The sequence below is a fragment of the Devosia sp. genome (assembly GCF_048261455.1).
In the GTDB taxonomy this organism is placed as follows: Bacteria; Pseudomonadota; Alphaproteobacteria; order Rhizobiales; family Devosiaceae; genus Devosia_A.
The window spans coordinates 251591-273313 of sequence record NZ_JBLXGA010000004.1 but is presented as its reverse complement, the minus strand read 5'-3'; the positions used below and the strand labels follow the sequence as shown (position 1 = coordinate 273313).

Here is a 21723-nt window from a genome sequence, read left to right as displayed (position 1 = left end):
GTTCTCTTAAGGCGCCGAGCGAGGGGCGCGGTGCTGCGCCGCACGCGGCGGTCACCTTGCCAGTCGACGCGGCGGCAGAGTCGAGGCTATGTAGGGTTCGCCTCTTTTCCGGACCCCCACGGCAATGAACACTCACGACATCTGGACCCATGTTGGCGCGCTGCAGCCGCCTGACTTCCTTGCCGAGGGCGGGCGCATGGCGCGCGAAATCACCGACTATGACTGGTCCAGGACATCGATCGGGCAGCTGGCAGACTGGCCCGCGGCGCTGCGCTCGGTGGTGCAGATGGCGCTGCTGTCACGCCAGCCGATCTGCCTGTTCTGGGGGCGCGATCTCAATCTCATATACAATGATGACTACGCGCCGTTCCTTGGCAAGAAGGAGGCTGGCGCGCTCGGCCAGCCCTTCGAGCAGATCTGGAGCGATGTGTGGGACGATGTCGCGCCGGTCGTCATCGAGGCGCTGTCAGGCAAAGGCACCTGGGTCGAGGATATGCCGCTCGTCATGACCCGCAACGGTGTCGAGGAGCAGACCTATTGGTCCTATTCCTATAGTCCGCTGTATGATGACGCGGGCAAAGTTGCCGGGCTGATCGACATCGCTACCGAGACGACGGCCGCTGTCGAGGCGCGGCATGAACTGACCCGCAGTGCCGAAGAGGCCAGGCGGCAGCTTGAGCTGCAGCATAAGCTCGATGAGCAGCACCGCGTCATTCATCGCGAGATGATGCATCGGATGAAGAACATCTTCTCGATGACCAAGGCAGTGGTCTCACAGACGCTTCGGCATGCCGACAGTCTCGCCGAGGCCAATGAGACGGTTTCGCAGCGGATCAGCGCCCTGGCGAATGCACAGGACGTGCTGACCAATGTGCGTTCCTCTTCCACCGGGCTGCGCGCCATGGTCTCGCAGGCGTTGAAACCGCACCAGGAGAATGGACGCATCACCGTCGAGGGACCGGAGACGATGATCCCGTCGCAGAATGCGCTCGGGGTGGCGCTGGCCATCCACGAGCTGGCGACCAATGCGACGAAATATGGCGCATTGTCCAATGACACCGGCCGGGTGAGGTTGAGCTGGGCGGTCGATGCCGACAGCGGTTTCACCATGGAATGGCGCGAGCAGGGTGGTCCGCCAGTGGCGCCGCCAACACGCAATGGCTTCGGTTCGCAGCTGATGAGGCGGATCGTGCCGAGCTATTTCAGTGGTGTGGGGGAGACCCGGTTCGCCGAGGACGGGTTGCACTATGTGCTCACAGGCAGCATTTCCCTGCCGCCCGAGACCGGCGCTCAGGCCGGCGCGACCGCCTAGTTGACGCGCAGGTTCTGCTGCACGACGTTGATCATTTCCTGGGCCGAGGTGAACTCGACGCCGACGCCGTCCTGGAAATGTCGAACGATCTTGGCGCGCATGCGGCCCAGTGTGCAGGGCGTGCCGATGGTCGGCCGCACGGCCAGCTCGACCGCTGCACCCGAGAGCGAAATATCGATGATCTTGCAATTGTAGCGCCGGCCATCGTCGAGAACGACCGTCGAATGCCGGTTGTCCGGCACCACGCGCTCGTGCCGCCGATCCTCGGGCAGACCGAGCAGATCCTTGTTGGCCAGCCAGGTCAGCTGCGCCGCCAGCTTGTCGCGCTTGCGCGGTGAAGCACTGAGCGAGGCCTTGAAGCCGCCGTCGATCAGTTCGATGATTTCGCCTTCCACCCGGCCAAGGCTGTCGAGATAGGCAATCACCCGTTCACCGACCTGCCCGGCGACCGGGGCGATCATCACAGCATCGCCCGGAGACATCTCGAGAACCTGACAGGGAAACTCACGCCGATCCGCCAGCATGTATCGTCCGAGCACCGAAACCTTGACGCGCTGAAAGCGCGGCATCTGTTGATAGACGCGAAGGGGGCGCGTTGTGCGCTGGGTGAGCGGATCGTCGTTGAGCATTGAGTGCGGCGCCGGGACAGTTCCATGAACGGTGCCACACTAGACTGCTTTGGTTAACTGAAAGTGATCGGACAGTATAAGCTTGTCAGAAACCTAGCGAATTTCAGTTACGTCCACCGTCGATGACCGCCAGATGAGCATAACGACGGGCCGAACGACCGAAAATCGTGGCGCTCATCGGGTGCGGTACAGCGGCCAATGCACTTGCAAAATCATCGTCCTGCGGAACCGACGCGGCGACGTCGCGGGCGCGATCCGACAGCGACACGTCGTCGGGCCAGATCAGGCGCAGGCCGGTGATGCGCTGTTCGAGGATCGGCTGCACGCCGAACCAGTAGGGCTCGTCGACCACCGTCATCGCACCCAGGATGCGCTGGTTGGTGGTGCCGTTGTGGCGCAGGGGCAGCAGGATGGTTTCGACCGTCAGGCTGCTCTGGACTGCGGTCGTCCCCTGAAAGGTGATCAGCGCCGCGGCATGATCTTCGGTCACGGCACGGATCAGCGTATCCATCGCGTCACGGTCGCGATGATGCCACAGGCCGGTGAAGGAGCGGCCCTTCAGCTCACGCGAGTAGGTGGAGCACAGATGCGACCCGGCGAGGCGGAAATCGAACTCGTTGGCGTCGTTCAGTTCCAGGATGAACGTATTGGCGAGCGCCGAACGAATCCGGGTCGGATCGATGTCTCGGCGATCCGGGGCACTGCGCGAACCGCGAAGCCCATTCCAGTATTCGAAGAGCGTTTTGCTGCTCGCTTTTTGCATGCCGATATCCGTGTTCAGAGACTGAGACCGAGTCGTTTTTGAGAGACTCAACCGCCGCGAAGGCACACTCGCAAAAGGCATTCGCAAAATCGCCCTTAAACAATTGTTAGGGTTAACGTGGGCGACGTCGTGTGGATAAGTGAGCCCGGGTTGGATAGAAGGTGGGCCGCATCCAGCGCGCGAGAGCCCATGACCGACCTTCCGCACCCCCAGCAAAATCAGGATATTCCGCCGCGCGAGCCGGCCATCCTGCTGCCGCTCGTCATCACCATTCTGCTCGGCGTGCTGTTCGTCGTGCAGCTGGTGCAGGCTTTCGTTCTGAACGGCGCTGCGGCCGAAACCTTAATCGTGTGGTTCGCCTTCATCCCGGTGCGGGTGCTTGACGAATCGAGCTTGCCGGGCGGGTTGCTGCCACTGGTCTGGACGCCCTTCACCCATGCCCTGCTGCATGCCGGCTGGGAGCACTTTCTGCTCAACGCCGCCTGGCTGGCGATCTTCGGTACGCCGGTGGCGCGGCGCTATGGGGTAGGGCCGACGCTGATCCTGTTTTTCGGCGGCGCCGCCGTCGGTGCGCTGGCTTTCGCCGTCACCACACTGCCGGAAGTCGCCGTGCTGGTCGGCGCTTCCGGCGGCATCGCGGCGCTCACGGGTGCCGCCTGCCGTTTCATCTTCCAGCCGGTGCTGTTCACCACCCATCCCGACACCGGCGAACGCATCGCGCTGGGCCGGCGGATGGCGACGCTGGATGAGCTGTCACGCGATCGCCGGGCCCGGTTTTTCATCATCATCTGGGTGGTGCTGAACGCCGCCGTGCCCTTCCTGCCTTTGCTTTTCGGTCAGACGATCGGCATTGCCTGGCAGGCGCATCTCGGCGGCTTTCTCGCCGGCCTGTTTGTCACCCCATTGTTCGAGCGGCATCCATCATGACCCAAATCACCGATCTCGAAGCGCGCGTCGAAGCGCTTGAAACCGCGATGACTTTTCAGGATCGCACGATCGAGGATCTCAGCCAGGCGCTGGCCGACCAGTTCCGGCTGGTCGACAAGCTGAAGCGCGAGCTGCAGCAGCTCGGGGCGCAACTGGCCGAGGTCGAGGCCAATCCGGCGCTCTCACCGGCGCAGGAACCCCCGCCGCCGCATTACTAGGCCTTGTAGACCGCCTTGGGGTCGAACAGCCGGGCTTCGCCCGTGTCCCTTAGCGCGCCAGTTTCGTCGAGTTCGCGGTAAAAGCAGCTGACCCGTCCGGTGTGGCAGGCGGCGCCGCGCCCGGTCTGGTTGACCTTCAAGAGCAGCACGTCCTGGTCGCAGTCGGTCGCCAGGCTGACCAGCTCCTGCACCTCGCCCGAGGTTTCGCCCTTCTTCCACAGCGCGCCACGCGAGCGCGACCAGTAGTGCACGACGCCAGTCTCGATGGTCAGCGACAGGGCCTCGGCATTCATATGCGCCACCATCAGCACGCGGCCGCTCCCGGCATCCTGTGCGATGGCGGTCACCAGCCCCTTGTCGTCGAAGCGCGGCGCGAAGGCAGTGCCTTCCTCCAGCGCGTCATGGTCGAGGGTCGCGGGATCGGTGAATGCTGCGGTGCTGCCGGTATCAGTGCTCATGGGCGGGATATAGCGCCCGCCCTGAGCTTAGGCCAGAGGGTCAGTCGACCAGCCGGATCCAGATTTCCACCGTGCCGGTCCCGCGGCGGGGATCGAAATCGGCGCCGTAATACTCGACGAAGCTGATGTCCTCGGCCTGCTGCTCATGTGCCTCGGGCATCCAGCGGGTGAAGATGGCGCTGACGGTCGAGCGGATCATCGAGATATGGCTCGTATGCGGGAACCGCGCCCAGCGTCCGCCGGGTATTTCGATCACCGTGAACTCCGGTGGCAGTTCGGCGCGCTCGGTGATCTCCATCGCCGCGGCATAGCTGCAGATTTCGCCTTCCATGGCGGTGCAGACCCCATAGGCGGGGCCCGGGATCGCGCCGGGGACATTGCCGATAAAGGGGCCAAACCGCTGCCAGTGGGCGGGGAAGGCGTTGCCGTCGCTCATGTCGTGATGTTCGAGCAGTCCGGCAACGCGCATCGGCGGGCGGGTTTCGATCGTCGGGTCGGCGAGGCTGAAATCGGTATCGGTTGTCATGTCGAGAGGCTCCACAAGCGTGAGCGTTTGGACGGAGCGCTGTCGCCGCACCTGTTCCGGCGTCACGCCGAACTGGTCGCGAAAAGCGCGGGTGAATGCCTCGTGGGACCCGTAGCCGACATCGAGCGCGACCTCGAGAATGTCAGGCGCGCCCGCGGCAAGCGCCCTGGCCGCCATCGAGAGGCGGCGGCCACGCAGATAGCCGGAGAGCGAGATGCCGGTGGCGAAGGAAAACACCCGGCTGAGATGTGAGCGCGAGACGCCCGCATGCTCGGCCATGGTGTCGAGATCGAGCGGCGCACCGAGGTGCGATTCGATCAGCCAGATGGTCTTGTCGATGACGGACATGGCGGTTTCCCTGACGAAGCCACCATTCTATGCCGGATATTACAGCGCGCCACTTGATCGCTGTTGCGGCGAATCGGCGTCCTCAGCCGCGCTTGCCGACGAGGGCGAAGAACCTGTCCTGCTGCTCGCGGTCCTCGGCAAAAACGCCGGTGAAGCGCTGGGTCACCGTCGAGGTGCCGTGGGCGCGGACGCCGCGAATGGTCATGCACATGTGCTCGGCCTCGACCATCACGGCGGCGCCGCGCGGGTTGAGATGCTCGTTCACCGCGTCGATGATCTGCGCCGTCATATTCTCCTGCACCTGCAGGCGCCGGGCATAGAGCTCGACCAGGCGGGCGAGCTTGGAAATGCCGACGACGCCGTCATGCGGCAGATAGGCGATATGCGCCTTGCCGAAGAACGGCACCATGTGGTGCTCGCAATGGGCGGCGAAGGGGATGTCCTTGACCAGAACGATATCGTCATAGCCGCCGACCTCGCGGAAGGTGCGGTTCAGCACGGCGCCGACGTCGGCGCCATAGCCGCCGAAGAATTCCTTGTAGGCCTCGGTCACCCGGTGTGGCGTCTCCAGCAGGCCTTCGCGCGCCGGGTCGTCGCCGGCCCAGGCGATCAGCGTGCGCACGGCCTCTTCGGCCTCGGCCTGCGTCGGGCGACGCGGCGCGGCCCCGGTCGGCTTTTCGGCCGGGTGGCCGGGAATTTTTGCGTCCATGCTGGTCTTCCTGTTCCGGGAGTGCCGGAGGTTGCAAGGGCCCATTGGTGCGGGCGCGCCGAGGAACTATATAGGTGGGAAGTGAAGCCCCAATAAACAGTTTCGTGTGCTCTTTCGTGGACCTGACCGACCTCTATTCTGACCGCATTCTGGAGATCGCCGGCAATCAGCCGATCCCCGGCCGGCTGGATGCGCCCGACGCCTCGGCGCGCAAGGTCAGCCGCGTCTGCGGTTCGTCCATCGAGGTCGATGTCACGGTCGCGGACGGCACGATCTCCGGCTATGGACACACGATCTCCGCCTGCGCGCTGGGCCAGACCTCGGCGGCCATTGTCGCGACGCATCTGGTCGGCACGCAGGTTGCCGAATTCCGCCGCGTCCACGCCGAAATGACCGCCATGCTCACGTCCAACGGGCCGCCGCCGTCCGGCGCGCGCTGGGACGACCTCAAATATCTCGAGCCGGTGCGCGACTACCGTCCGCGCCATGCCTCGACGCTGCTGGTCTTCGACGCCGTCGCCGCGGCGCTCGACCAGATTCCGGCGGCCGGCTGATGCAGACCCTTGTCCGCGGTTTCTGGACCGTCGTCGATTTCCCGTTCCGGGTCGTCTCCTACGGGCTGATCCAGGGCTATCGCTATTCGCTGTCGATGTTCATGGGGCGCAATTGCCGGCACGCGCCCAGCTGCTCGGAATTCACCCGTGACGCCATCTGGCAGCACGGCTTCTGGCCCGGCGGCTGGATGGGCCTCGCCCGCATCTATCGCTGCCGCCCAAATGGCACCCATGGCTACGACCCGGTGCCTGACGCCGTGCCCACAGAGGGCAAATGGTACCAGCCCTGGCGCTACGGGCGCTGGAAGTAGGGGCAGGGCGCTCCGATCCGAAGGCGCCATGACGCTTCCCGACTGTTGGTGTCCGTTCATCGGGGCGTCGAAAGCGTGGCGATTTGGCGGCGAACTTCTGCCCCTCGGTCGCACGCGATACAGGCGTAGAATCCGCGTACCGCTACAAGCCACTGAATTCAAAAGAACATCCGAAACCTGTCCCCATAGGTCACGCGCTGGTTACACTTGAACCGGAACACAAAGCAGGGGGTGCGTCGCGCAGTGAAATCAGCAAAGTGAACGAAACTGGCGCGTCCGTTCACTCCGGTGCACGGTGCGGATTTTGTCCCCCTGCGGCACGTCGCCAGCCGCTGCTGCCTTGACAGTTTGGGCGGCGCGGTCAAGGTAACCGCTGACATGTCAGTGGCAGTTTTGACCGGCTCTGCGCCTTGCGCGCCTCCGCTCACCGCTGACACCGAGGTACGTACACAATCAGGCGGCGACTGAAGCCGCGCAGGGAGGGACACAAGAATGCGCACCATCAAGGGACCGGCGATCTTCCTCGCCCAGTTCGCGGGCGACAGCGCCCCGTTCGATACGCTCGACAACATCTGCGAATGGGCGGCCGGGCTCGGCTACAAGGGTGTGCAGATCCCGACCTGGGTTCCGAGCTTCATCGATCTCGAAAAGGCAGCAACGTCAAAGACCTATGCCGACGAGCTGAAGGGCCGGGTGGCGCAGCACGGGCTCGAGATCACCGAGCTGTCGACCCATCTGCAGGGGCAGCTGGTGGCGGTGCATCCCGCCTATGACCATGCCTTCGACGGCTTTGCGGCGCCCGAAGTGCGCGGCAATCCCAAGGCGCGGGCAGAGTGGGCGGTGCAGCAGCTCAAGTGGGCGGCAAAGGCGTCGGAACATCTCGGGCTCACCGGCCACGCGACCTTCTCCGGCGCGCTGGCCTGGCCCTATCTCTACCCCTGGCCGCAGCGCCCCGAGGGGCTGGTGGAAGAGGCTTTCGACGAGCTGGCCCGGCGCTGGTTGCCGATCCTCGATGCCTTCGATGCCAGCGGCGTCGATGTCTGCTACGAAATCCACCCCGGCGAGGACCTGCACGACGGCGTCAGCTACGAAATGTTCCTAGAGCGCGTGAACAACCACGCCCGGGCGAACCTGCTCTACGATCCGAGCCATTTCGTGCTGCAGCAGCTCGACTATCTGCAGTACATCGATTTCTATCACGACCGGATCCGCGCCTTCCACGTCAAGGACGCCGAGTTCAACCCCAGCGGCAAGCAGGGCGTTTACGGCGGCTTCCAGAGCTGGATCAACCGTGCCGGCCGCTTCCGCTCCTTGGGCGATGGCCAGGTCGATTTCGCCAGCATCTTTTCGAAGCTCAGCCAGTACGGCTTTGACGGCTGGGCCGTGCTCGAATGGGAATGCGCCATCAAGTCGGCGGAGCAGGGTGCAGCGGAAGGCGCGCCGTTCATCGCCAGCCACATCATCGAGGTGACCGAGAAGGCGTTCGACGATTTCGCGTCCTCCGGCGCCGATACGGCCGCCAATCGCAAGATGCTCGGTCTGGACTAAGAGGGACACGAAAATGGCAGAGAACGGCGCACGGCGCATTCGTCTGGGTATGGTTGGCGGCGGCACGGGAGCCTTTATCGGCGCCGTGCACCGCATCGCAGCCCGGATCGACGGAGATTACGAACTCGTGGCGGGGGCGCTGTCCTCCAATCCCGAGACCGCAATGGAATCCGGCAAGAACCTCCGTCTCGCCGAGGACCGGATCTATACGAGCTACGAGGACATGGCGGCCAAGGAATCCGCCCGTCCCGACGGGATCGAGGCGGTGGCCATCGTCACCCCCAATCACGTGCATTTCGGCCCGGCCAAGACCTTCCTCGAGGCCGGTATCCATGTGATCTGCGACAAGCCGGTCACCTCGACGCTCGAGGATGCGCGGGCCCTCGCGGAGGTTCAGCCCAAGAACGGCGCGAAGTTCCTCCTCACCCACAATTACACCGGCTTCCCGCTGGTGCGGCAGGCGCGCGAGCTCGTTGCCTCCGGCGCATTGGGCAAGCTGCGGGTGGTGCAGGTCGAATATCCGCAGGAATGGCTGACCGAGGCCACCGATCCCGACAACAAGCAGGCCGCGTGGCGCACCGATCCGAAGCGCTCGGGCGCCGGTGGGGCGATCGGCGATATCGGCACCCATGCCTATAATCTCGCCCGCTTCGTCACCGGTCTCACCACCGAGGCGGTCAGCGCGGATCTGCAAAGCTTCGTGCCGGGCCGCGAGCTCGACGACAATGTGCATATCCTGCTGCGTTTCGAAGGCGGGGCCCGTGGCATGCTGTGGGCCAGCCAGGTCGCAGTGGGCAACGAGAACGGGCTGCAGCTGCGCGTTTACGGCGACAAGGGCGGGCTCGAGTGGCGCCAGGACAATCCGAACTACATGTGGTTCACCGAGTTCGGTAAGCCCAAGCAGCTGCTGACGCGCGGCGGCTCGATCTCGGCGCCGCCGGCCGCATCGATGAACGTGCGCATTCCCGCCGGTCATCCCGAGGGCTATCTCGAAGCCTTCGCGACGCTCTACAGCCAGTTCGCGCAGGTCATCCGCGGCGAGGGCGACGATGTCGCGCCGCTGCTGCCCAGCCTGGCCGATGGTATCGAGGGTCTGGAGTTCATCATGGCCGCCGTCGCCTCGTCGAAGGCCGATGGCAAGTGGACCAGGCTCAGCGACGTCTGAACGATCTGCCGCGTCGCCTCGAGGTCACCCAGGGGCGGCGCGGTTCTTACGGGGCGTCGATGCGGGTGACGGTATAGCCCTTGTCGGCCAAGAGGGCCGGCACGCCGGCATCGCCGATCAGGTGGCCGGCACCGACGACCACGAGCGCGTCTGAATTCTCCGCCAGCATCTGTTCGATCGGCTCGAGCCAGCGTTCGTTGCGATCGGTGATCAGCCGCTCGTAGGTCGCGGCGTCGCGCGGCGTCAGCTGGCCCTCGAAAATCTCCAGCATTGCGTCGGTGTCGCCGGCTTCCCAGGCGTCGAGCAATGCGTCGAGACTGTCGATCGAGCCGTCCTCGATCGATTCGACGACGCTCATCAGATTGTCGATCTGCTCGTCGAGCGGTACGTCGGCGAGATAGCCCATCTGCTCGGCGACGGTTTCGAGTTCTTCCATGCGCGCCGGTGGCAGTTCCGCCACGAGCTGCTGTTCCACACCCACGCTGGCGCCTGTCATCGCGGTCTCCGACAGGGCCAAGGCTGCAAACCATGGCTGCATTCCGGCGATGACGTCGGCGGGCAGCTGGTTCGCTTCCGCCGCAGCGACGACCCGCGCCCAGTCCGCATCGGTCAGCACGTCGGGCAGGCTTTCGCCATCATGAAAGCGGCCGCGCGTGAGCGTGATATAGGTGGTCTGGGCCACCGCCTCGGCGTCGAGCACGATCTCGAAATAGACCTGATCGGCGTCCGCCAGAACGCGGTCGAAGGTCGGCGTGCGCCAATCCATCTCGCGCGTGAACACATGCACTGAGCCGAACAGATAAATGTCGCTGTCTGCGTCCGACACCTTCCACAGCGCCGGGTCAGCGAGGGCAGGGGCGCTCAGGGCTGCGATCAGCAGTGGCGCGGCGCACCAGCGCAGAAGGCGCATGCCGCCAGCCTCAGTGGGTCCAGGAGGATTTGCGGTCGGAGCGGAAATTGTCCGCATAGCTGGCGCGCTTCACGCTCGGACGATGCTCGGGCATCACCTGATAGGGAATGCCGTTGCGCTGCGCATAGGATTCGGCTTCCTCGAGCGTATCGAAGGTCAGCTTGATCTGCGCGCGGGTGTCCGTCGTGGACGTGTAGCCCATCAGCGGTTCGATGGAGCGCGGCGCCGCCTGCTCGTGGATCAGAACCCACTCCTTGGACTTGCCGCGTCCGGACTGCATGGCGTTGGGAGCAGGCCGGTAAATGCGTGCCGTCATGATGTCCTCGTTAAATGGTCGGGGCAGAATGATTCGAACACTCGACCCCCGGTTCCCAAAACCGGTGCTCTACCAGGCTGAGCTATACCCCGTCATTGCGCATCCCCTATCCCGGGTTTGGACAAAGAGCAAGATCATGCGCGCGCTGATTGACGCGACAGGCGCGATTGGGACACTTGCCAGATGAATGATTTGTCCTCCAGCTGGCCGTTCGGCCTTGGCCGGCGCGGTATTGCGCTGTTTCTGGTCGGTCTTGCGCTGGTCATCGTCGCGCTGCATCCGTTCGATCACACGCTGTCCATGGCGGCGCGGAACGCGCCGGATGCGGTGCGTGGTTTCTTCCGATGGCTGACGCGCTGGGGGCTCAGCGACTGGATCCTGATTCCGTCGCTGGTCGCCGTGCTCATTAGCTGGGCGATATCTATTGTCACCCGCGATCGGCTCAGGCTTGCGGCGCGAGAGATCGTGGCCGTGTCAGGGTTTGTCTTCCTCGGCGTCGGCGTGCCCGGCATCACCGCGACGCTGTTGAAGCGGCTGATCGGGCGCGGACGGCCTGAGACCTGGACCGAGCAGGTGGGGCTCGCGTTCCGGACCAACTGGTCGGCTTACGACTATCAGAGCTTTCCTTCGGGCCACGCCACCACGGCGTTTGCCTTCAGCCTGGTGATTGCCATGCTGTGGCCGCGGCTCACCTGGCCGGCGCTGATCATCGGGACACTGATTGCCATGTCCCGCGTGTTCGTCGGCGCGCATTACCCGACCGATATCCTGGCGGGCGCCGTGCTCGGCACCTTCGGCGCCTATGCGATCCGCAACCTGTTCGTTGCGCGTGGCTGGCTGTTTGCGCGCAATGCGGATGGCGGGATCGTGCGCAAGCCGTTCACCGCCATCCGGGGTCTCCTCAGCCGGTGATCGCTGCGTAGCGGTCGAGGCCGGCGGACAGATCGGCCTTGAGATCCTCGATGTCTTCCAGCCCGACGTGGATGCGGAACATGCACACGTCTTCCGGCCAGCTCGTCACCGTGCGGGCGCGATGCGGGCGGATCGGCAGGAACAAGCTCTCATAGCCGCCCCAGGAATAGCCCATGCCGAAGAGTTCGAGGCCGTCCACCAGCGCGGCGACGGCAGCACGCGGGCGGTTTTCCAGAACGATCGAGAACAGGCTTCCCGAACCGCTGAAGTCGCGCTTGAACAGCGCATTGTCCGGGTGGCTTTCGAGGGCGGGGTGCAGGACCTGCTCGACCAGCGGATGCTGCTCGAGCCAGCGCGCCAGTTCGAGCGCGCGCGCCTGATGTTCTTTCATGCGGATCGCCAGCGTGCGCAGGCCTCTGGCGGCGAGGAAGACGTCGTCCGGGGAAGTGAACATCCCCTGCTGCCGGTGGCCGTCGTACAATTGCTTCCATGCCGCGGCATTGGCCGAAGCGGTGCCGAACATCGCGTCCGAATGCCCGACGAACATCTTGGTGCCGGCGTGGACGACGATATCGGCGCCCAGCGCCAGCGGACGGTAGAACAGGGGGGAGGCCCAGGAATTGTCGACCATCACCAGAGCACCGTGGCGCTTCGCCACTTCGCTGATCGCGGGCAGGTCCTGGATCTCGAACGTCAGCGACCCGGGGCTTTCGCAGAAGATCAGCCGGGTCTTGTCGGTCATCAACTCTTCGATTCCCGCCCCGATTCGCGGGTCGTAGTAGCGCGTGGTGATGCCCATGCGGGCCAGCAACCCGTCGCAGAAGCGACGGGTGGGGTCATAGACCGTGTCGGTCACGAGAACGTCATCGCCGGTCGACAGCACGGCGAGCATGGCGGTGGTGATGGCGGCCAGCCCCGACGGTGCCAGCACGGTCCCTTCGGCGCCTTCGAGTTCGGAGATCAGTGTTTCGACCGAGCGACTCGTCGGGTTGCCGACGCGGCCATAGCCATAGGGGGCGGTCTGGTTCTCGATGGCGTCGAGGCTTTCGAACAGCACGGTCGAACCACGATAGACCGGCGTGTTGACGAAGCCGAACTGGTCAGGTGGTCTTCTTCCGGAGTGGGTGAGGATGGTCTCAGTTGCGTAGCCAGGCTTGGCGTCGCGGGTCGTGTCACTCATTGGTGGTCCTGCATAAAATCGTGCCAGACATCAAATCTGAACAAAAAACAGACAGCAAAGCTGCCCCAATCTGGCCATAGCGCTTGACGTGCCCGGCAATTGCAGCTTCGATGGTTATCAGCATACCTCCACTTGTCCAATACGGAGGTGCTGCCGGGAATAAGTGGTATGATCGCACCCCGGCAAGAAAAAGGTCAGGAAACAAAGGGATAATCATGAAGAAACACGTACTGATGCTTGCGGCTACCGCGTCGCTCGGCGTCTTCGGTGGCGTTGCCAATGCCGCCACCCTGGAAGACGTGATGGATGCCGGTTTCGTACAGTGCGGCGTGACTGAAGGCGTGACTGGCTTCAGCCAGCCCGACGAAAACAACAACTGGACCGGTCTGGACGTCGATTATTGCCGTGCACTCGCCGCGGCTATCTTCAACGATCCGACGGCTGTTCGGTTTACGCCGACCACGTCTGCTGATCGCTTCACGGTGCTGAGCTCGGGTGAAGTCGACCTGCTGTCCCGCACCACCACCTGGACGATGACGCGCGACACGCAGCTCGGTCTGATGTTCGCTGGCACGATGTTCTACGATGGTCAGGGTTTTGTTGTGCGCAAGGCCGATGGCATCAAGTCGGCCCTCGATCTTGGCGGCGCTGCCGTGTGTATCGAGCAGGGCACGACCACCGAGCTGAATGCCGCTGACTACTTCTCGTCCAATGGCATGGAGTTCAATCCGGTGACCTTCACCGGCCAGGACGAAGTGCTGAAGGCCTTCGAAGATGGTCGTTGTGACGTGATCACTTCCGACTCCTCGCAGCTTGCCGGTAACATCACCGAGTTCGCCGATCCGTCGGCCTACGAGCTGCTGCCGGAAATCATCTCCAAGGAGCCGCTGGCCATCACCGTCCGTCAGGGCGATGACACCTGGTTCGAGATCACCCGCTGGGTCTACCACGCGCTGCTCGAGGCCGAGGAGTACGGCATCACCCAGGACAACGTCGACGACATGCTCGGTTCGGACAATCCGGCCGTGCGTCGTATTCTCGGCGTTGAAGGTGACTTCGGTACGCCGCTTGGTCTGACCAAGGACTGGGCTTACCAGGCCATCAAGGCAACCGGCAACTACGGCGAAATCTACGAGCGCAATGTTGGCGCCGATTCGCCGCTGAACCTGCCGCGCGGCCTGAACGCCCTGTGGACCGACGGTGGTCTGCAGTACGCTCCGCCGATCCGCTGACCGGCTACGACCGGCGCCCTCGGGCGCCGGTCGTTCCTTTCCGACCTGATGACAGGTCGGCGTGACTGTTCGGGCAGGAGAGACACGTGGCCAGCGTAGAGCTCGGGCAAACGCCTGAGGAAAAACCCTTTTTTCTGAATGACCCCAAAATCCGCGGCCTGATCTATCAGGTTGTGACCGTCGTGGCGCTTGTGCTTTTCGTCGGTTGGGTCGCTGTGAATACCGGCGCCAATCTGCGCGCCCAGAACAAGACCACGGGACTCGACTTCCTGTGGGGTACGGCCGGTTTCGAGGTCAGCTTCTCGCTGACCGGGTTCAACCGGACGTCGCTTTATCTCGATGCGTTCGTGACCGGCTTCATCAACACGGTGCTGGTATCGGCCATCTCCATCTTTTTCGCGACCGTCGTCGGCTTCATTCTCGGCATCGCGCGCCTGTCCAATAACTGGATCGTGTCGCGCCTGGCCGCAGTCTATGTCGAGATCGTGCGCAACATCCCGCTGCTGCTGCAGCTGTTCGTTTGGTACTTCGCCGTTCTCAAGGCCATGCCAGGCGTCAAGCAGAGCTTCGAGTTCTTCGGCGGCACGGTGCTGAATCAGCGTGGCCTCTATATCCCCAGTCCGATTTTCGACGAGCGCTTCATCTTCGTCATCGTGGCGCTGGTGCTGTCGATCGTTGGGGCAATCGTGCTGGCCCGGTGGGCAAGGCATCGGCTCGAAACGACAGGGCAGCAGTTCCCCAGTTTCCTCGCGGGGCTCGGCATCATTGTGGTCGTCACACTGCTGGCCCTGCCGCTGTCGGGCACGAATGTGCTGTTCGACATGCCGGTGCTGCAGGGGTTCAACTTCAAGGGCGGGGCGCAGCTGCCGCCTGAACTGGTGGCGCTCGTCGTCGGCCTGTCGATCTATCACGCCGCGTTCATCGGCGAGACGGTTCGTGGCGGCATCCAGTCCATCAGCCATGGCCAGACCGAGGCGGCGCAGTCGCTCGGGCTCAAGGACAGCCTGCGGTTGCGGCTGGTGATCATTCCGCAGGCCATGCGGGTGATCATTCCGCCGCTCACCAGCCAGTATCTCAACACCACCAAGAACTCCTCGCTGGGTGCCGCCATCGGCTATCCCGAGTTCGTGGCGGTGTTCATGGGCACTTCGTTGAACCAGTCCGGCCGGGCCATCGAGATCGTCGGCATTACCATGCTCGTCTATCTCACCCTGTCGCTGAGCACCTCGGCGCTCATGAACTGGTACAATTCGCGCGTCGCGCTGGTGGAGAGGTAATCGCCATGGCCGCTACTCAAAGCTACGTGCGCGACAACATGGTCGAAAGCCGGCCCGCCCCCGAGCGGACCTCCGGTATCGTGCTGTGGATGCGTACCAATCTGTTCGCCACGCCCGGCGACGCGCTGATGACCATCCTCGGCGCGCTGTTCCTGCTCTGGCTTGTGCCGCTGCTGTTCAACTTCTTCATCGGCAATGCCGTGTTCTCGGGCACGGTCGAGGACTGCCGGGTCGAAAATGTGGGTGCATGCTGGATTTATATCGAATCCCGCATCACCTTCTTCATCTACGGCTTCTACCCCTCGGAGCTCTATTGGCGCGTCAACATCGTGTTCGCGTTGCTGGCGCTGCTGCTGATCCCGTTGCTGATCCCCAAGGTGCCGTTCAAGCGCACGAACGCGGTGCTGTTCTTCGTCGTCTTCCCCGTCGTCGCCTTCATCCTGCTGCATGGCGGGGTGTTCGGGCTCGAAGAGGTGCCGACCGAGACCTGGGGCGGCCTCATGGTGACGCTGGTGATCTCGCTGGTCGGCATCATCTGCTCGCTGCCGCTCGGCATCGTGCTGGCGCTCGGCCGGCGGTCCCAGCTGCCGATCGTCAAATGGCTGTGTATCGCCTTCATCGAGCTGTGGCGTGCCGTGCCGCTGATCACCGTGCTGTTCATGGCCTCGGTGATGCTGCCGCTGTTCATGCCGCAGGGCGTGTCGGTCGACAAACTGCTGCGCGCGCTGGTGGGTGTGACGCTGTTCACCGCGGCCTATCTGGCCGAGGTGGTGCGTGGTGGTCTCAACGCCATTCCGCGCGGGCAGTATGAAGCGGCTTCGGCGCTCGGGCTCGGCTACTGGAAATCGATGACCTTCATCATCCTGCCCCAGGCGCTGAAGAATGCCATTCCCGGCATCGTCAACAACTTCATCTCCCTGTTCAAGGACACGTCGCTGGTCTCGATCGTCGGCATCTTCGATCTGCTCAACACGGTGCAGTCGGCCGCATCCGACAATGCCTGGGCGGCGCCGACGCGTGCCATTACCGGCTATGCCTTCGCGGCGATGGTCTTCTGGGTTTTCTGCTTCGCCATGTCTCGCTATTCCATGTGGGTCGAGCGGCGGCTGCATACCGGTCACAAGAGGTAATCATGACGGATTCCACCGTTTCTTCAGAGCCGGCACAGACCGGCGGCATGACGGTCTCCACGACCGACGTCGCGATCGAAATCATCGGCATGAACAAGTGGTTCAGCGAGTTCCACGTGCTGCGCGACATCGATCTCAAGGTCATGAAAGGCGAGCGTATCGTCATCGCCGGGCCGTCGGGGTCGGGCAAGTCGACGCTGATCCGCTGCGTCAACCGGCTCGAAGAGCATCAGGCCGGGCAGATCATCGTCAACGGGACCGAACTGACCAATGACCTCAAGCGGATCGACGAGATTCGGCGCGAGGTCGGCATGGTGTTCCAGCACTTCAACCTGTTTCCGCATCTCACCATCCTGCAGAACCTGACGCTGGCGCCGATGTGGGTGCGCGGCATTCCCAAGGCGGAAGCCGAGGAAACCGCGATGAAGTACCTGACGCGGGTGAAGATCCCAGAGCAGGCCGACAAGTTCCCCGGCCAGCTCTCCGGCGGGCAGCAGCAGCGTGTGGCGATCGCCCGCTCGCTGTGCATGAACCCGCGCATCATGCTGTTCGACGAGCCGACCTCGGCCCTCGATCCGGAAATGGTCAAGGAAGTGCTCGACGTCATGATCTCGCTCGCCGAGGAAGGTATGACCATGATCTGCGTGACCCACGAGATGGGCTTTGCCCGCCAGGTCGCCAACCGCGTGATCTTCATGGATCAGGGGCAGATCATCGAGCAGAACGATCCCGATGCGTTCTTCTCCAACCCGCAGCATGATCGCACGAAGTTGTTCCTCAGCCAGATCCTGCACTGACTTCCTCGCTTGACCCGGCGATGCGCCGCCGGGATATTGCGCTCCGCGCGAGTGGAGTTGCCTTTTGACCTTCAGAATCACCGCTTTGGTGCGGCGTCTGGCCGTGCTGCTATCGATCGGCATGGTGGCGCTCACGGGCGCCGCCAGCGCGCAGCAGACCATTGCGCCCGCCGGTCCGACGCTTGCGGCGATCCGCGACCGCGGCCATGTGATCTGTGCCAGCGTCGATCCGCTCCCGGGGTTTGCGCAGACCGGCGAGGCCGGCCGCTGGACCGGCTTCGACATCGATTTCTGCCGGGCCATCGCCGTGGCCGTGTTCAACGATCCCAGCCGTATGGAATTCGTGCCACTGACCGGCGAGAGCCGGTTTGCGCTTCTGCAGACCGGGGCGATCGACGTCATCGCGCGCAATGCACCATGGACCATGCGGCGCGACACCAGCTATGGCGCGATCTATCTGGCGACCTCGTTCTTCGACGGTCAGGCGATCATGGTGCCGCAGTCGCTGGGGTTCGTGTCGGCCTATGAACTTGAAGACGTCAATATCTGCCTCGTCGACGAGCCGGAGCAGCTGACCAATATCAAGGACCTGTTCTTCACCACGCAGGCGCCCTACGAGGAGGTCCTGTACGAAGACCGCGAAGACCTTGCGGTCGCCTATCGGGCGGGGCTCTGCGATGCGGTCTCGGCGCCGGCGAGCTGGCTCAACGCCATGCGGCGCAGCCTGCCAGAACCGGCCACCCACCGCATTCTGCCCGAGCGCATCTCCAAGGGCGTCTTCGGACCCGTGGTGCGCAGCGGCGACGGGCAATGGGCCGATATCGTGCGCTGGACCCTGTTCGCGCTGATCGATGCCGAGGAGGCGGGGGTCACCTCGCTCAATATCGACTCGCTGGCGGCAGCCAAGACCCACCGTATCCGGCGGCTGCTCGGTCTCGAGGGCGAGTTCGGTCCGGGCATGGGACTCGACCCCAAGTTCATCTCGAACGTCATCAAGGCCGTCGGCAATTACGGCGAGATCTTCGAGCGCAATTTCGGCGCCGGCACCGGCGCGGCGGTGGTGCGGGGCCAGAACGCGCTGTGGCTCAACGGTGGGCTGCTTTACGCGCCGCCGATCGAATAGCGGCGCGCCGAAAGCTCAGGCGAACAGCAGATTAACGCGCCGGTTTTGCGCGCCCTTCTTTTCGATCTTGCCCAGACGCACAAGGCCGATCTCGGCGGTAGAGCGCACATGCGTGCCGCCGCAGGGCTGCAGGTCGATATCGCCTATGCGGATTAGACGGACGCGGCCCTGTCCCATGGGCGGCTTTACCTTCATCGTCTTGATGAGGTTCTCGTTGGCGGCCATCTCTGCGTCCGTTATCCACTCGGCCGTCACCGGGTGATCATCGCTGATCCAGGCGTTGAGCTGGGATTCGAGCCCGTCGAGGTCAGCAGGGACGTTCGGCATATCGAAGTCGAGCCGGCCTTTTTCGGCGCCAATGGAGCCGCCGGTGACCGGGAAGGGAAAGACGACCGACAGCAGGTGCAGAGCCGTATGCATCCGCATCAGCTTCAGTCGGCGGTCCCAATCGAGCCGTTGCGTCACGACCTCGCCGGCCTCGGGCAGGGTCTGGCCCTCGGCGGGAACCAGCACGATGCGGGTCTTGTCGCCGTCGGGATGCACGGTTGTCGCGATGGCGATCTCGCTGCCGTCGCTCCTCACCAGCGTTCCGGTGTCGCCGGGCTGGCCGCCGGAGGTGGCGTAGAAAATGCTGCGGTCGAGCGCGATGCCGCCCTCGGGCGTCAGCTCGAGAACGGTTGCCGCCAGCTCCGTGAGATAGGCGTCATCGCGAAAGACAAACTCGGTCATGCTGCAGGATCGTCCTCGAGCACCGACTGCCAGTCGATCTGCGGTGCCGCTTCGAGCCAATGCGGCACCGGCAGCGATTTCGAGCGCAGGAATTCGGGATTGTACAGCTTGCTCTGGTAGCGATTGCCGTAGTCGCACAGCACCGTCACGATCGTATGGCCGGGCCCGAGTTCACGCGCCATGCGCACGGCGCCGGCGATGTTGATACCGGACGAGCCGCCGAGGCACAGGCCTTCGTGCTCGAGCAGATCGAACACATAGGGCAGGGCCTCGGAGTCCGAGATCTGGTAGGCGCGGTCGACGACGACGTCTTCGAGGTTGGCGGTGATCCGCCCCTGGCCGATGCCCTCGCTGATCGAGCTGCCTGACGATTTCAGCTCGCCCGTTGTGTAATAGCTGAACAGCGCCGCACCTTCCGGATCGGCGAGACCGATCTGCACATCCGGGTTGCGGTCCTTAAGCGCCATCGAAATGCCGCCCAGCGTGCCGCCCGAGCCCACGGCGCAGATGAAGCCATCCAGCTTGCCGTCAGTCTGGTCCCAGATCTCGGGACCGGTGGTTTCGATATGCGCCTGGCGGTTCGCGACATTGTCGAACTGGTTGGCCCAGATAGCGCCGCCGGGCAATTCCTTGGCCAGCTTTTCAGCCAGACGGCCGGAGAGCCGGACGAAATTGTTGGGGTTGCGATAGGGCTTGGCCGGTACCTGGATCAGTTCGGCGCCCAGCAGGGTCAGGGCGTCCTTTTTCTCCTGGCTCTGCGTTTCGGGAATTACGATGACCGAGCGATAGCCGAGCGCATTGGCGACCATACTCAGGCCGATCCCGGTATTGCCTGCCGTGCCCTCGACGATCGTTCCACCCGGCTTCAGCAATCCGCGCTTTTCGGCGTCGCGCACGATATAGAGTGCGGCGCGATCCTTCACCGACTGCCCGGGGTTCAGAAACTCGGCCTTGCCGAGAATTTCGCAGCCGGTCTCGTCGGAGACCCGGTTGAGGCGGATCAGGGGCGTATTGCCGATGAGGGAGATGACGTCGGGGTGATGTGCCATGGGGCTGTCACTATATGATTGGAATTACGCCGGAACTTATGGTGCGTCGGGTCCGCTGCCAAGCGCGGCGGACCAGAATGGTAAGGCGTTCCGTCGCTTTCGTTCCCTGCGCAAGTTTGCGCCACATCAGTGCAGATGTCGGGCATTCCGTTCCGCGGCAAAGTTGCCGTCACAGCGCCTTCATGGCCGCCAGCGCCCGTTCTCGGGACGCCTTCAGATCGACAATGGGGGCAGGGTAGTCGCCGGCGATCTTCCGTTTCACGTCTTCCGGCGCTTCGGCTGGCTTGTGGACCCACTTGTCCGGCAGATCCTTCACCTCGGGCACCCAGCGCCGGACATAGTCGCCGGCGGGGTCGAAGCGCTCGCCCTGCACGACGGGGTTGAAGATGCGGAAATAGGGCGCCGCATCGAGGCCGCTTCCCGCGACCCATTGCCAATTGCCTGGGTTGCTCGCCGCGTCGGCATCGACCAGCGTATCCCAGAACCAGCGTTCGCCCAGCCGCCAGTCGATCATCATGTTCTTGACGAGCAGCGAGGCGGCGAGCATGCGGACGCGATTGTGCATCACGCCGGTTTCCCACAGCTCGCGCATCCCGGCGTCGACGATGGGCAGGCCGGTCCTGCCTTTCTGCCAGGCCTCGAGCCCGTCCGGGTCGTCGCGCCACTCCATCGCGGCATATTTGTCGACCATCGGCACGGTGGCGATATCCTCGCGATGGTAAAGCTGCACGTGGTTGAAGTCGCGCCAGGCCAGCTCGGACAGGAACTTGTCGATCGCCGAGGCCTTTTCGGGATGCGCCTGCGCCACTGTTTGCGCGGTGTGCCAGATCTGGCGGGCGCTGATCTCGCCGAAGGCCAGGTGCGGTGACAGGCGCGAGGTCACGTCCTTGGCCGGGATGTCGCGGCCATCGGGATAGTCGGCGACGAGCTCTTCAAGAAAGTGATCCAGCCGGTCCTGCGCAGCCGCCTCGCCGATCTGCCAATGGTCCGCGAGCTTCGCCGACCAACTCGGCGCCGTATAGTCCGTATCCACCGATGGCGCGTCGATCGCCTCATGGCGATCAGGACGGCGTTGTGGGGTAGGGATGTCGCGCCCTTTCAGGGCTTTCCAGAACGGCGAGTAGACCGAATAGGGTTTGCCGCCGCCGGTCTCGATGTCGAAGGGTTCGACCAGCACGTTGCCGGGGTAGCTTTCGGCCGTCACACCGGCATCGTGCAGCGCTGTCTTGATCCGGGCATCGAGCGCGCGCTCTGCAGGCGCGTAGCGCCGGTTCCAGAAGACCGCAGCCGCGTCATGGCGGTCGACCGCGTCCAGCACTGTTTGCTCGGCAGGGCCGCGCAGGGTTTCGAGCGCAACGCCGCGTTCAGCGAGATCCCTGGCGAGTACCTTGAGGCTCTGGTGCAGCCACCAGCGCGAGGCCGCGCCGCGCTGGCGCAGCGATGCGTCGGTCTCTTCGATATAGATCGCCGTCGTCGGCCCGTGTGCCACTGCCGCCCGCAGCGCCGGGTTGTCCGTCACGCGCAGGTCGTTGCGCAGCCAAATGATCGCGTTCTGTGTCATGAAATTCTTTTCCCCCCGGCAGCAACGCGCAAGCATCCC

Annotated in this window: 24 protein-coding genes and 1 tRNA gene; 13 read left to right on the top strand and 12 right to left on the bottom strand. The window is 63.9% G+C overall.

What is annotated here, in order from left to right:
* The first annotated feature begins 124 nt into the window (after positions 1-124).
* Entirely contained in the window at positions 125-1312 is a 1188-nt protein-coding gene (locus ACN0TK_RS06700) for a sensor histidine kinase (protein WP_417308693.1), read from the top strand.
* On the opposite strand, the gene ACN0TK_RS06695 is transcribed toward ACN0TK_RS06700, so the two are convergent.
* Together ACN0TK_RS06695 and ACN0TK_RS06690 are read right to left on the bottom strand one after the other, a co-directional pair.
* The gene (locus ACN0TK_RS06695; RefSeq protein WP_417308692.1) at positions 1309-1941 is read right to left on the bottom strand and encodes a PilZ domain-containing protein; all 633 of its coding nucleotides are present in this window, start codon (positions 1939-1941) and stop codon (positions 1309-1311) included. The two genes, ACN0TK_RS06700 and ACN0TK_RS06695, sit on opposite strands and share 4 nt — an antisense overlap.
* A gap of 103 nt (positions 1942-2044) precedes the next feature.
* Entirely contained in the window at positions 2045-2704 is a 660-nt protein-coding gene (locus ACN0TK_RS06690) for a PAS domain-containing protein (protein WP_417308691.1), read from the bottom strand.
* Positions 2705-2893: 189 nt separating this feature from the next.
* Here ACN0TK_RS06690 and ACN0TK_RS06685 point away from each other — a divergent pair, with 189 nt between their 5' ends.
* Both ACN0TK_RS06685 and ACN0TK_RS06680 read left to right on the top strand, forming a co-directional pair.
* Positions 2894-3631, top strand: a complete 738-nt coding sequence (locus ACN0TK_RS06685) for a rhomboid family intramembrane serine protease (protein ID WP_417308690.1) — start codon at positions 2894-2896, stop codon at positions 3629-3631.
* Positions 3628-3849 (top strand): SlyX family protein, encoded by a 222-nt coding sequence (locus ACN0TK_RS06680; protein WP_417308689.1) that lies wholly within the window; start codon positions 3628-3630, stop codon positions 3847-3849. Before ACN0TK_RS06685 ends, ACN0TK_RS06680 begins: the two co-directional genes overlap by 4 nt.
* Here ACN0TK_RS06680 and hisI read toward each other — a convergent pair.
* The 3 genes from hisI to folE all read right to left on the bottom strand — a co-directional run bounded on the left by hisI (position 3846) and on the right by folE (position 5890).
* Positions 3846-4307 (bottom strand): phosphoribosyl-AMP cyclohydrolase, encoded by a 462-nt coding sequence (gene hisI, locus ACN0TK_RS06675; protein ID WP_417308688.1) that lies wholly within the window; start codon positions 4305-4307, stop codon positions 3846-3848. The genes ACN0TK_RS06680 and hisI overlap by 4 nt on opposite strands.
* A 40-nt stretch (positions 4308-4347) precedes the next feature.
* The gene (locus ACN0TK_RS06670) at positions 4348-5181 is read right to left on the bottom strand and encodes an AraC family transcriptional regulator (protein ID WP_417308687.1); all 834 of its coding nucleotides are present in this window, start codon (positions 5179-5181) and stop codon (positions 4348-4350) included.
* An 82-nt stretch (positions 5182-5263) separates the two neighbouring features.
* Positions 5264-5890: a GTP cyclohydrolase I FolE gene (folE, locus tag ACN0TK_RS06665; protein WP_417308686.1), complete on the bottom strand. Its 627-nt coding sequence runs from the start codon at positions 5888-5890 to the stop codon at positions 5264-5266.
* A 116-nt stretch (positions 5891-6006) separates the two neighbouring features.
* Between folE and ACN0TK_RS06660 the strand changes: the two genes are divergently transcribed.
* The 4 genes from ACN0TK_RS06660 (at position 6007) to ACN0TK_RS06645 (ending at position 9468) form a co-directional block, all read left to right on the top strand.
* A complete protein-coding gene (locus tag ACN0TK_RS06660) occupies positions 6007-6444 on the top strand; it encodes an iron-sulfur cluster assembly scaffold protein (protein ID WP_417308685.1) in 438 nt (145 codons plus the stop codon).
* Positions 6444-6755, top strand: coding sequence for a membrane protein insertion efficiency factor YidD (yidD, locus tag ACN0TK_RS06655; RefSeq protein ID WP_417308684.1), 312 nt, complete (start codon positions 6444-6446; stop codon positions 6753-6755). The genes ACN0TK_RS06660 and yidD overlap by 1 nt, the downstream gene beginning before the upstream one ends.
* Before the next feature lie 492 nt (positions 6756-7247).
* Entirely contained in the window at positions 7248-8303 is a 1056-nt protein-coding gene (locus tag ACN0TK_RS06650; protein WP_417308683.1) for a sugar phosphate isomerase/epimerase family protein, read from the top strand.
* A gap of 13 nt (positions 8304-8316) precedes the next feature.
* Positions 8317-9468, top strand: a complete 1152-nt coding sequence (locus ACN0TK_RS06645) for a Gfo/Idh/MocA family protein (RefSeq protein ID WP_417308682.1) — start codon at positions 8317-8319, stop codon at positions 9466-9468.
* A gap of 46 nt (positions 9469-9514) precedes the next feature.
* On the opposite strand, the gene ACN0TK_RS06640 is transcribed toward ACN0TK_RS06645, so the two are convergent.
* The 3 genes from ACN0TK_RS06640 to ACN0TK_RS06630 form a co-directional block, all read right to left on the bottom strand.
* Positions 9515-10378 carry a TraB/GumN family protein gene (locus ACN0TK_RS06640; protein ID WP_417308681.1) on the bottom strand — a complete coding sequence of 288 codons (864 nt, stop codon included), beginning with the start codon at positions 10376-10378 and terminating at the stop codon, positions 9515-9517.
* Positions 10379-10388: 10 nt separating this feature from the next.
* Entirely contained in the window at positions 10389-10694 is a 306-nt protein-coding gene (locus ACN0TK_RS06635; protein WP_417308680.1) for an ETC complex I subunit, read from the bottom strand.
* A gap of 15 nt (positions 10695-10709) precedes the next feature.
* Positions 10710-10786 (bottom strand) — tRNA-Pro (locus ACN0TK_RS06630).
* Between the two features lie 91 nt (positions 10787-10877).
* Between ACN0TK_RS06630 and ACN0TK_RS06625 the strand changes: the two genes are divergently transcribed.
* Positions 10878-11606, top strand: a complete 729-nt coding sequence (locus tag ACN0TK_RS06625; protein WP_417308679.1) for a phosphatase PAP2 family protein — start codon at positions 10878-10880, stop codon at positions 11604-11606.
* On the opposite strand, the gene metC is transcribed toward ACN0TK_RS06625, so the two are convergent.
* Complete coding sequence (gene metC, locus ACN0TK_RS06620) at positions 11596-12786, bottom strand: cystathionine beta-lyase (protein ID WP_417308678.1); 1191 nt, start codon at positions 12784-12786, stop codon at positions 11596-11598. The genes ACN0TK_RS06625 and metC overlap by 11 nt on opposite strands.
* 215 nt (positions 12787-13001) lie before the next feature.
* On the opposite strand from metC, the gene ACN0TK_RS06615 reads away from it, so the two are divergent.
* From ACN0TK_RS06615 to ACN0TK_RS06595, 5 genes are all read left to right on the top strand, one after another.
* Entirely contained in the window at positions 13002-14018 is a 1017-nt protein-coding gene (locus ACN0TK_RS06615; protein WP_417308677.1) for an amino acid ABC transporter substrate-binding protein, read from the top strand.
* Positions 14019-14104: 86 nt separating this feature from the next.
* Positions 14105-15295 carry an amino acid ABC transporter permease gene (locus tag ACN0TK_RS06610; protein WP_417308676.1) on the top strand — a complete coding sequence of 397 codons (1191 nt, stop codon included), beginning with the start codon at positions 14105-14107 and terminating at the stop codon, positions 15293-15295.
* 5 nt (positions 15296-15300) lie between these two features.
* Entirely contained in the window at positions 15301-16425 is a 1125-nt protein-coding gene (locus ACN0TK_RS06605) for an amino acid ABC transporter permease (RefSeq protein ID WP_417308675.1), read from the top strand.
* 47 nt (positions 16426-16472) lie between these two features.
* On the top strand, positions 16473-17222 hold the full coding sequence (locus tag ACN0TK_RS06600) for an amino acid ABC transporter ATP-binding protein (RefSeq protein WP_417308738.1): 750 nt from the start codon (positions 16473-16475) through the stop codon (positions 17220-17222).
* 64 nt (positions 17223-17286) lie between these two features.
* Positions 17287-18345 carry a transporter substrate-binding domain-containing protein gene (locus ACN0TK_RS06595; protein WP_417308674.1) on the top strand — a complete coding sequence of 353 codons (1059 nt, stop codon included), beginning with the start codon at positions 17287-17289 and terminating at the stop codon, positions 18343-18345.
* A 15-nt stretch (positions 18346-18360) separates the two neighbouring features.
* Here the strand turns inward: ACN0TK_RS06595 and ACN0TK_RS06590 are convergent, their stop codons facing one another.
* The 3 genes from ACN0TK_RS06590 to ACN0TK_RS06580 form a co-directional block, all read right to left on the bottom strand.
* Positions 18361-19074: an alanyl-tRNA editing protein gene (locus ACN0TK_RS06590; RefSeq protein WP_417308673.1), complete on the bottom strand. Its 714-nt coding sequence runs from the start codon at positions 19072-19074 to the stop codon at positions 18361-18363.
* Positions 19071-20123 (bottom strand): cysteine synthase A, encoded by a 1053-nt coding sequence (locus ACN0TK_RS06585; protein WP_417308672.1) that lies wholly within the window; start codon positions 20121-20123, stop codon positions 19071-19073. The genes ACN0TK_RS06590 and ACN0TK_RS06585 overlap by 4 nt, the downstream gene beginning before the upstream one ends.
* A 169-nt stretch (positions 20124-20292) precedes the next feature.
* The gene (locus tag ACN0TK_RS06580; RefSeq protein WP_417308671.1) at positions 20293-21684 is read right to left on the bottom strand and encodes a cryptochrome/photolyase family protein; all 1392 of its coding nucleotides are present in this window, start codon (positions 21682-21684) and stop codon (positions 20293-20295) included.
* Positions 21685-21723: the final 39 nt, after the last annotated feature.

What these genes read in the sequence shown, in the direction of transcription:
- ACN0TK_RS06635 (WP_417308680.1), bottom strand. Translation starts at nt 10,694, where the DNA reads ATGACGGCACGCATTTACCGGCCTGCTCCCAACGCCATGCAGTCCGGA.
- ACN0TK_RS06615 (WP_417308677.1), top strand. Translation starts at nt 13,002, where the DNA reads ATGAAGAAACACGTACTGATGCTTGCGGCTACCGCGTCGCTCGGCGTC.
- ACN0TK_RS06695 (WP_417308692.1), bottom strand. Translation starts at nt 1,941, where the DNA reads ATGCTCAACGACGATCCGCTCACCCAGCGCACAACGCGCCCCCTTCGC.
- ACN0TK_RS06600 (WP_417308738.1), top strand. Translation starts at nt 16,473, where the DNA reads ATGACGGTCTCCACGACCGACGTCGCGATCGAAATCATCGGCATGAAC.
- ACN0TK_RS06700 (WP_417308693.1), top strand. Translation starts at nt 125, where the DNA reads ATGAACACTCACGACATCTGGACCCATGTTGGCGCGCTGCAGCCGCCT.
- ACN0TK_RS06680 (WP_417308689.1), top strand. Translation starts at nt 3,628, where the DNA reads ATGACCCAAATCACCGATCTCGAAGCGCGCGTCGAAGCGCTTGAAACC.
- folE (WP_417308686.1), bottom strand. Translation starts at nt 5,890, where the DNA reads ATGGACGCAAAAATTCCCGGCCACCCGGCCGAAAAGCCGACCGGGGCC.
- ACN0TK_RS06645 (WP_417308682.1), top strand. Translation starts at nt 8,317, where the DNA reads ATGGCAGAGAACGGCGCACGGCGCATTCGTCTGGGTATGGTTGGCGGC.
- ACN0TK_RS06605 (WP_417308675.1), top strand. Translation starts at nt 15,301, where the DNA reads ATGGCCGCTACTCAAAGCTACGTGCGCGACAACATGGTCGAAAGCCGG.
- metC (WP_417308678.1), bottom strand. Translation starts at nt 12,786, where the DNA reads ATGAGTGACACGACCCGCGACGCCAAGCCTGGCTACGCAACTGAGACC.
- hisI (WP_417308688.1), bottom strand. Translation starts at nt 4,307, where the DNA reads ATGAGCACTGATACCGGCAGCACCGCAGCATTCACCGATCCCGCGACC.
- ACN0TK_RS06585 (WP_417308672.1), bottom strand. Translation starts at nt 20,123, where the DNA reads ATGGCACATCACCCCGACGTCATCTCCCTCATCGGCAATACGCCCCTG.
- ACN0TK_RS06650 (WP_417308683.1), top strand. Translation starts at nt 7,248, where the DNA reads ATGCGCACCATCAAGGGACCGGCGATCTTCCTCGCCCAGTTCGCGGGC.
- ACN0TK_RS06640 (WP_417308681.1), bottom strand. Translation starts at nt 10,378, where the DNA reads ATGCGCCTTCTGCGCTGGTGCGCCGCGCCACTGCTGATCGCAGCCCTG.
- ACN0TK_RS06625 (WP_417308679.1), top strand. Translation starts at nt 10,878, where the DNA reads ATGAATGATTTGTCCTCCAGCTGGCCGTTCGGCCTTGGCCGGCGCGGT.
- ACN0TK_RS06590 (WP_417308673.1), bottom strand. Translation starts at nt 19,074, where the DNA reads ATGACCGAGTTTGTCTTTCGCGATGACGCCTATCTCACGGAGCTGGCG.
- ACN0TK_RS06685 (WP_417308690.1), top strand. Translation starts at nt 2,894, where the DNA reads ATGACCGACCTTCCGCACCCCCAGCAAAATCAGGATATTCCGCCGCGC.
- ACN0TK_RS06670 (WP_417308687.1), bottom strand. Translation starts at nt 5,181, where the DNA reads ATGTCCGTCATCGACAAGACCATCTGGCTGATCGAATCGCACCTCGGT.
- yidD (WP_417308684.1), top strand. Translation starts at nt 6,444, where the DNA reads ATGCAGACCCTTGTCCGCGGTTTCTGGACCGTCGTCGATTTCCCGTTC.
- ACN0TK_RS06690 (WP_417308691.1), bottom strand. Translation starts at nt 2,704, where the DNA reads ATGCAAAAAGCGAGCAGCAAAACGCTCTTCGAATACTGGAATGGGCTT.
- ACN0TK_RS06580 (WP_417308671.1), bottom strand. Translation starts at nt 21,684, where the DNA reads ATGACACAGAACGCGATCATTTGGCTGCGCAACGACCTGCGCGTGACG.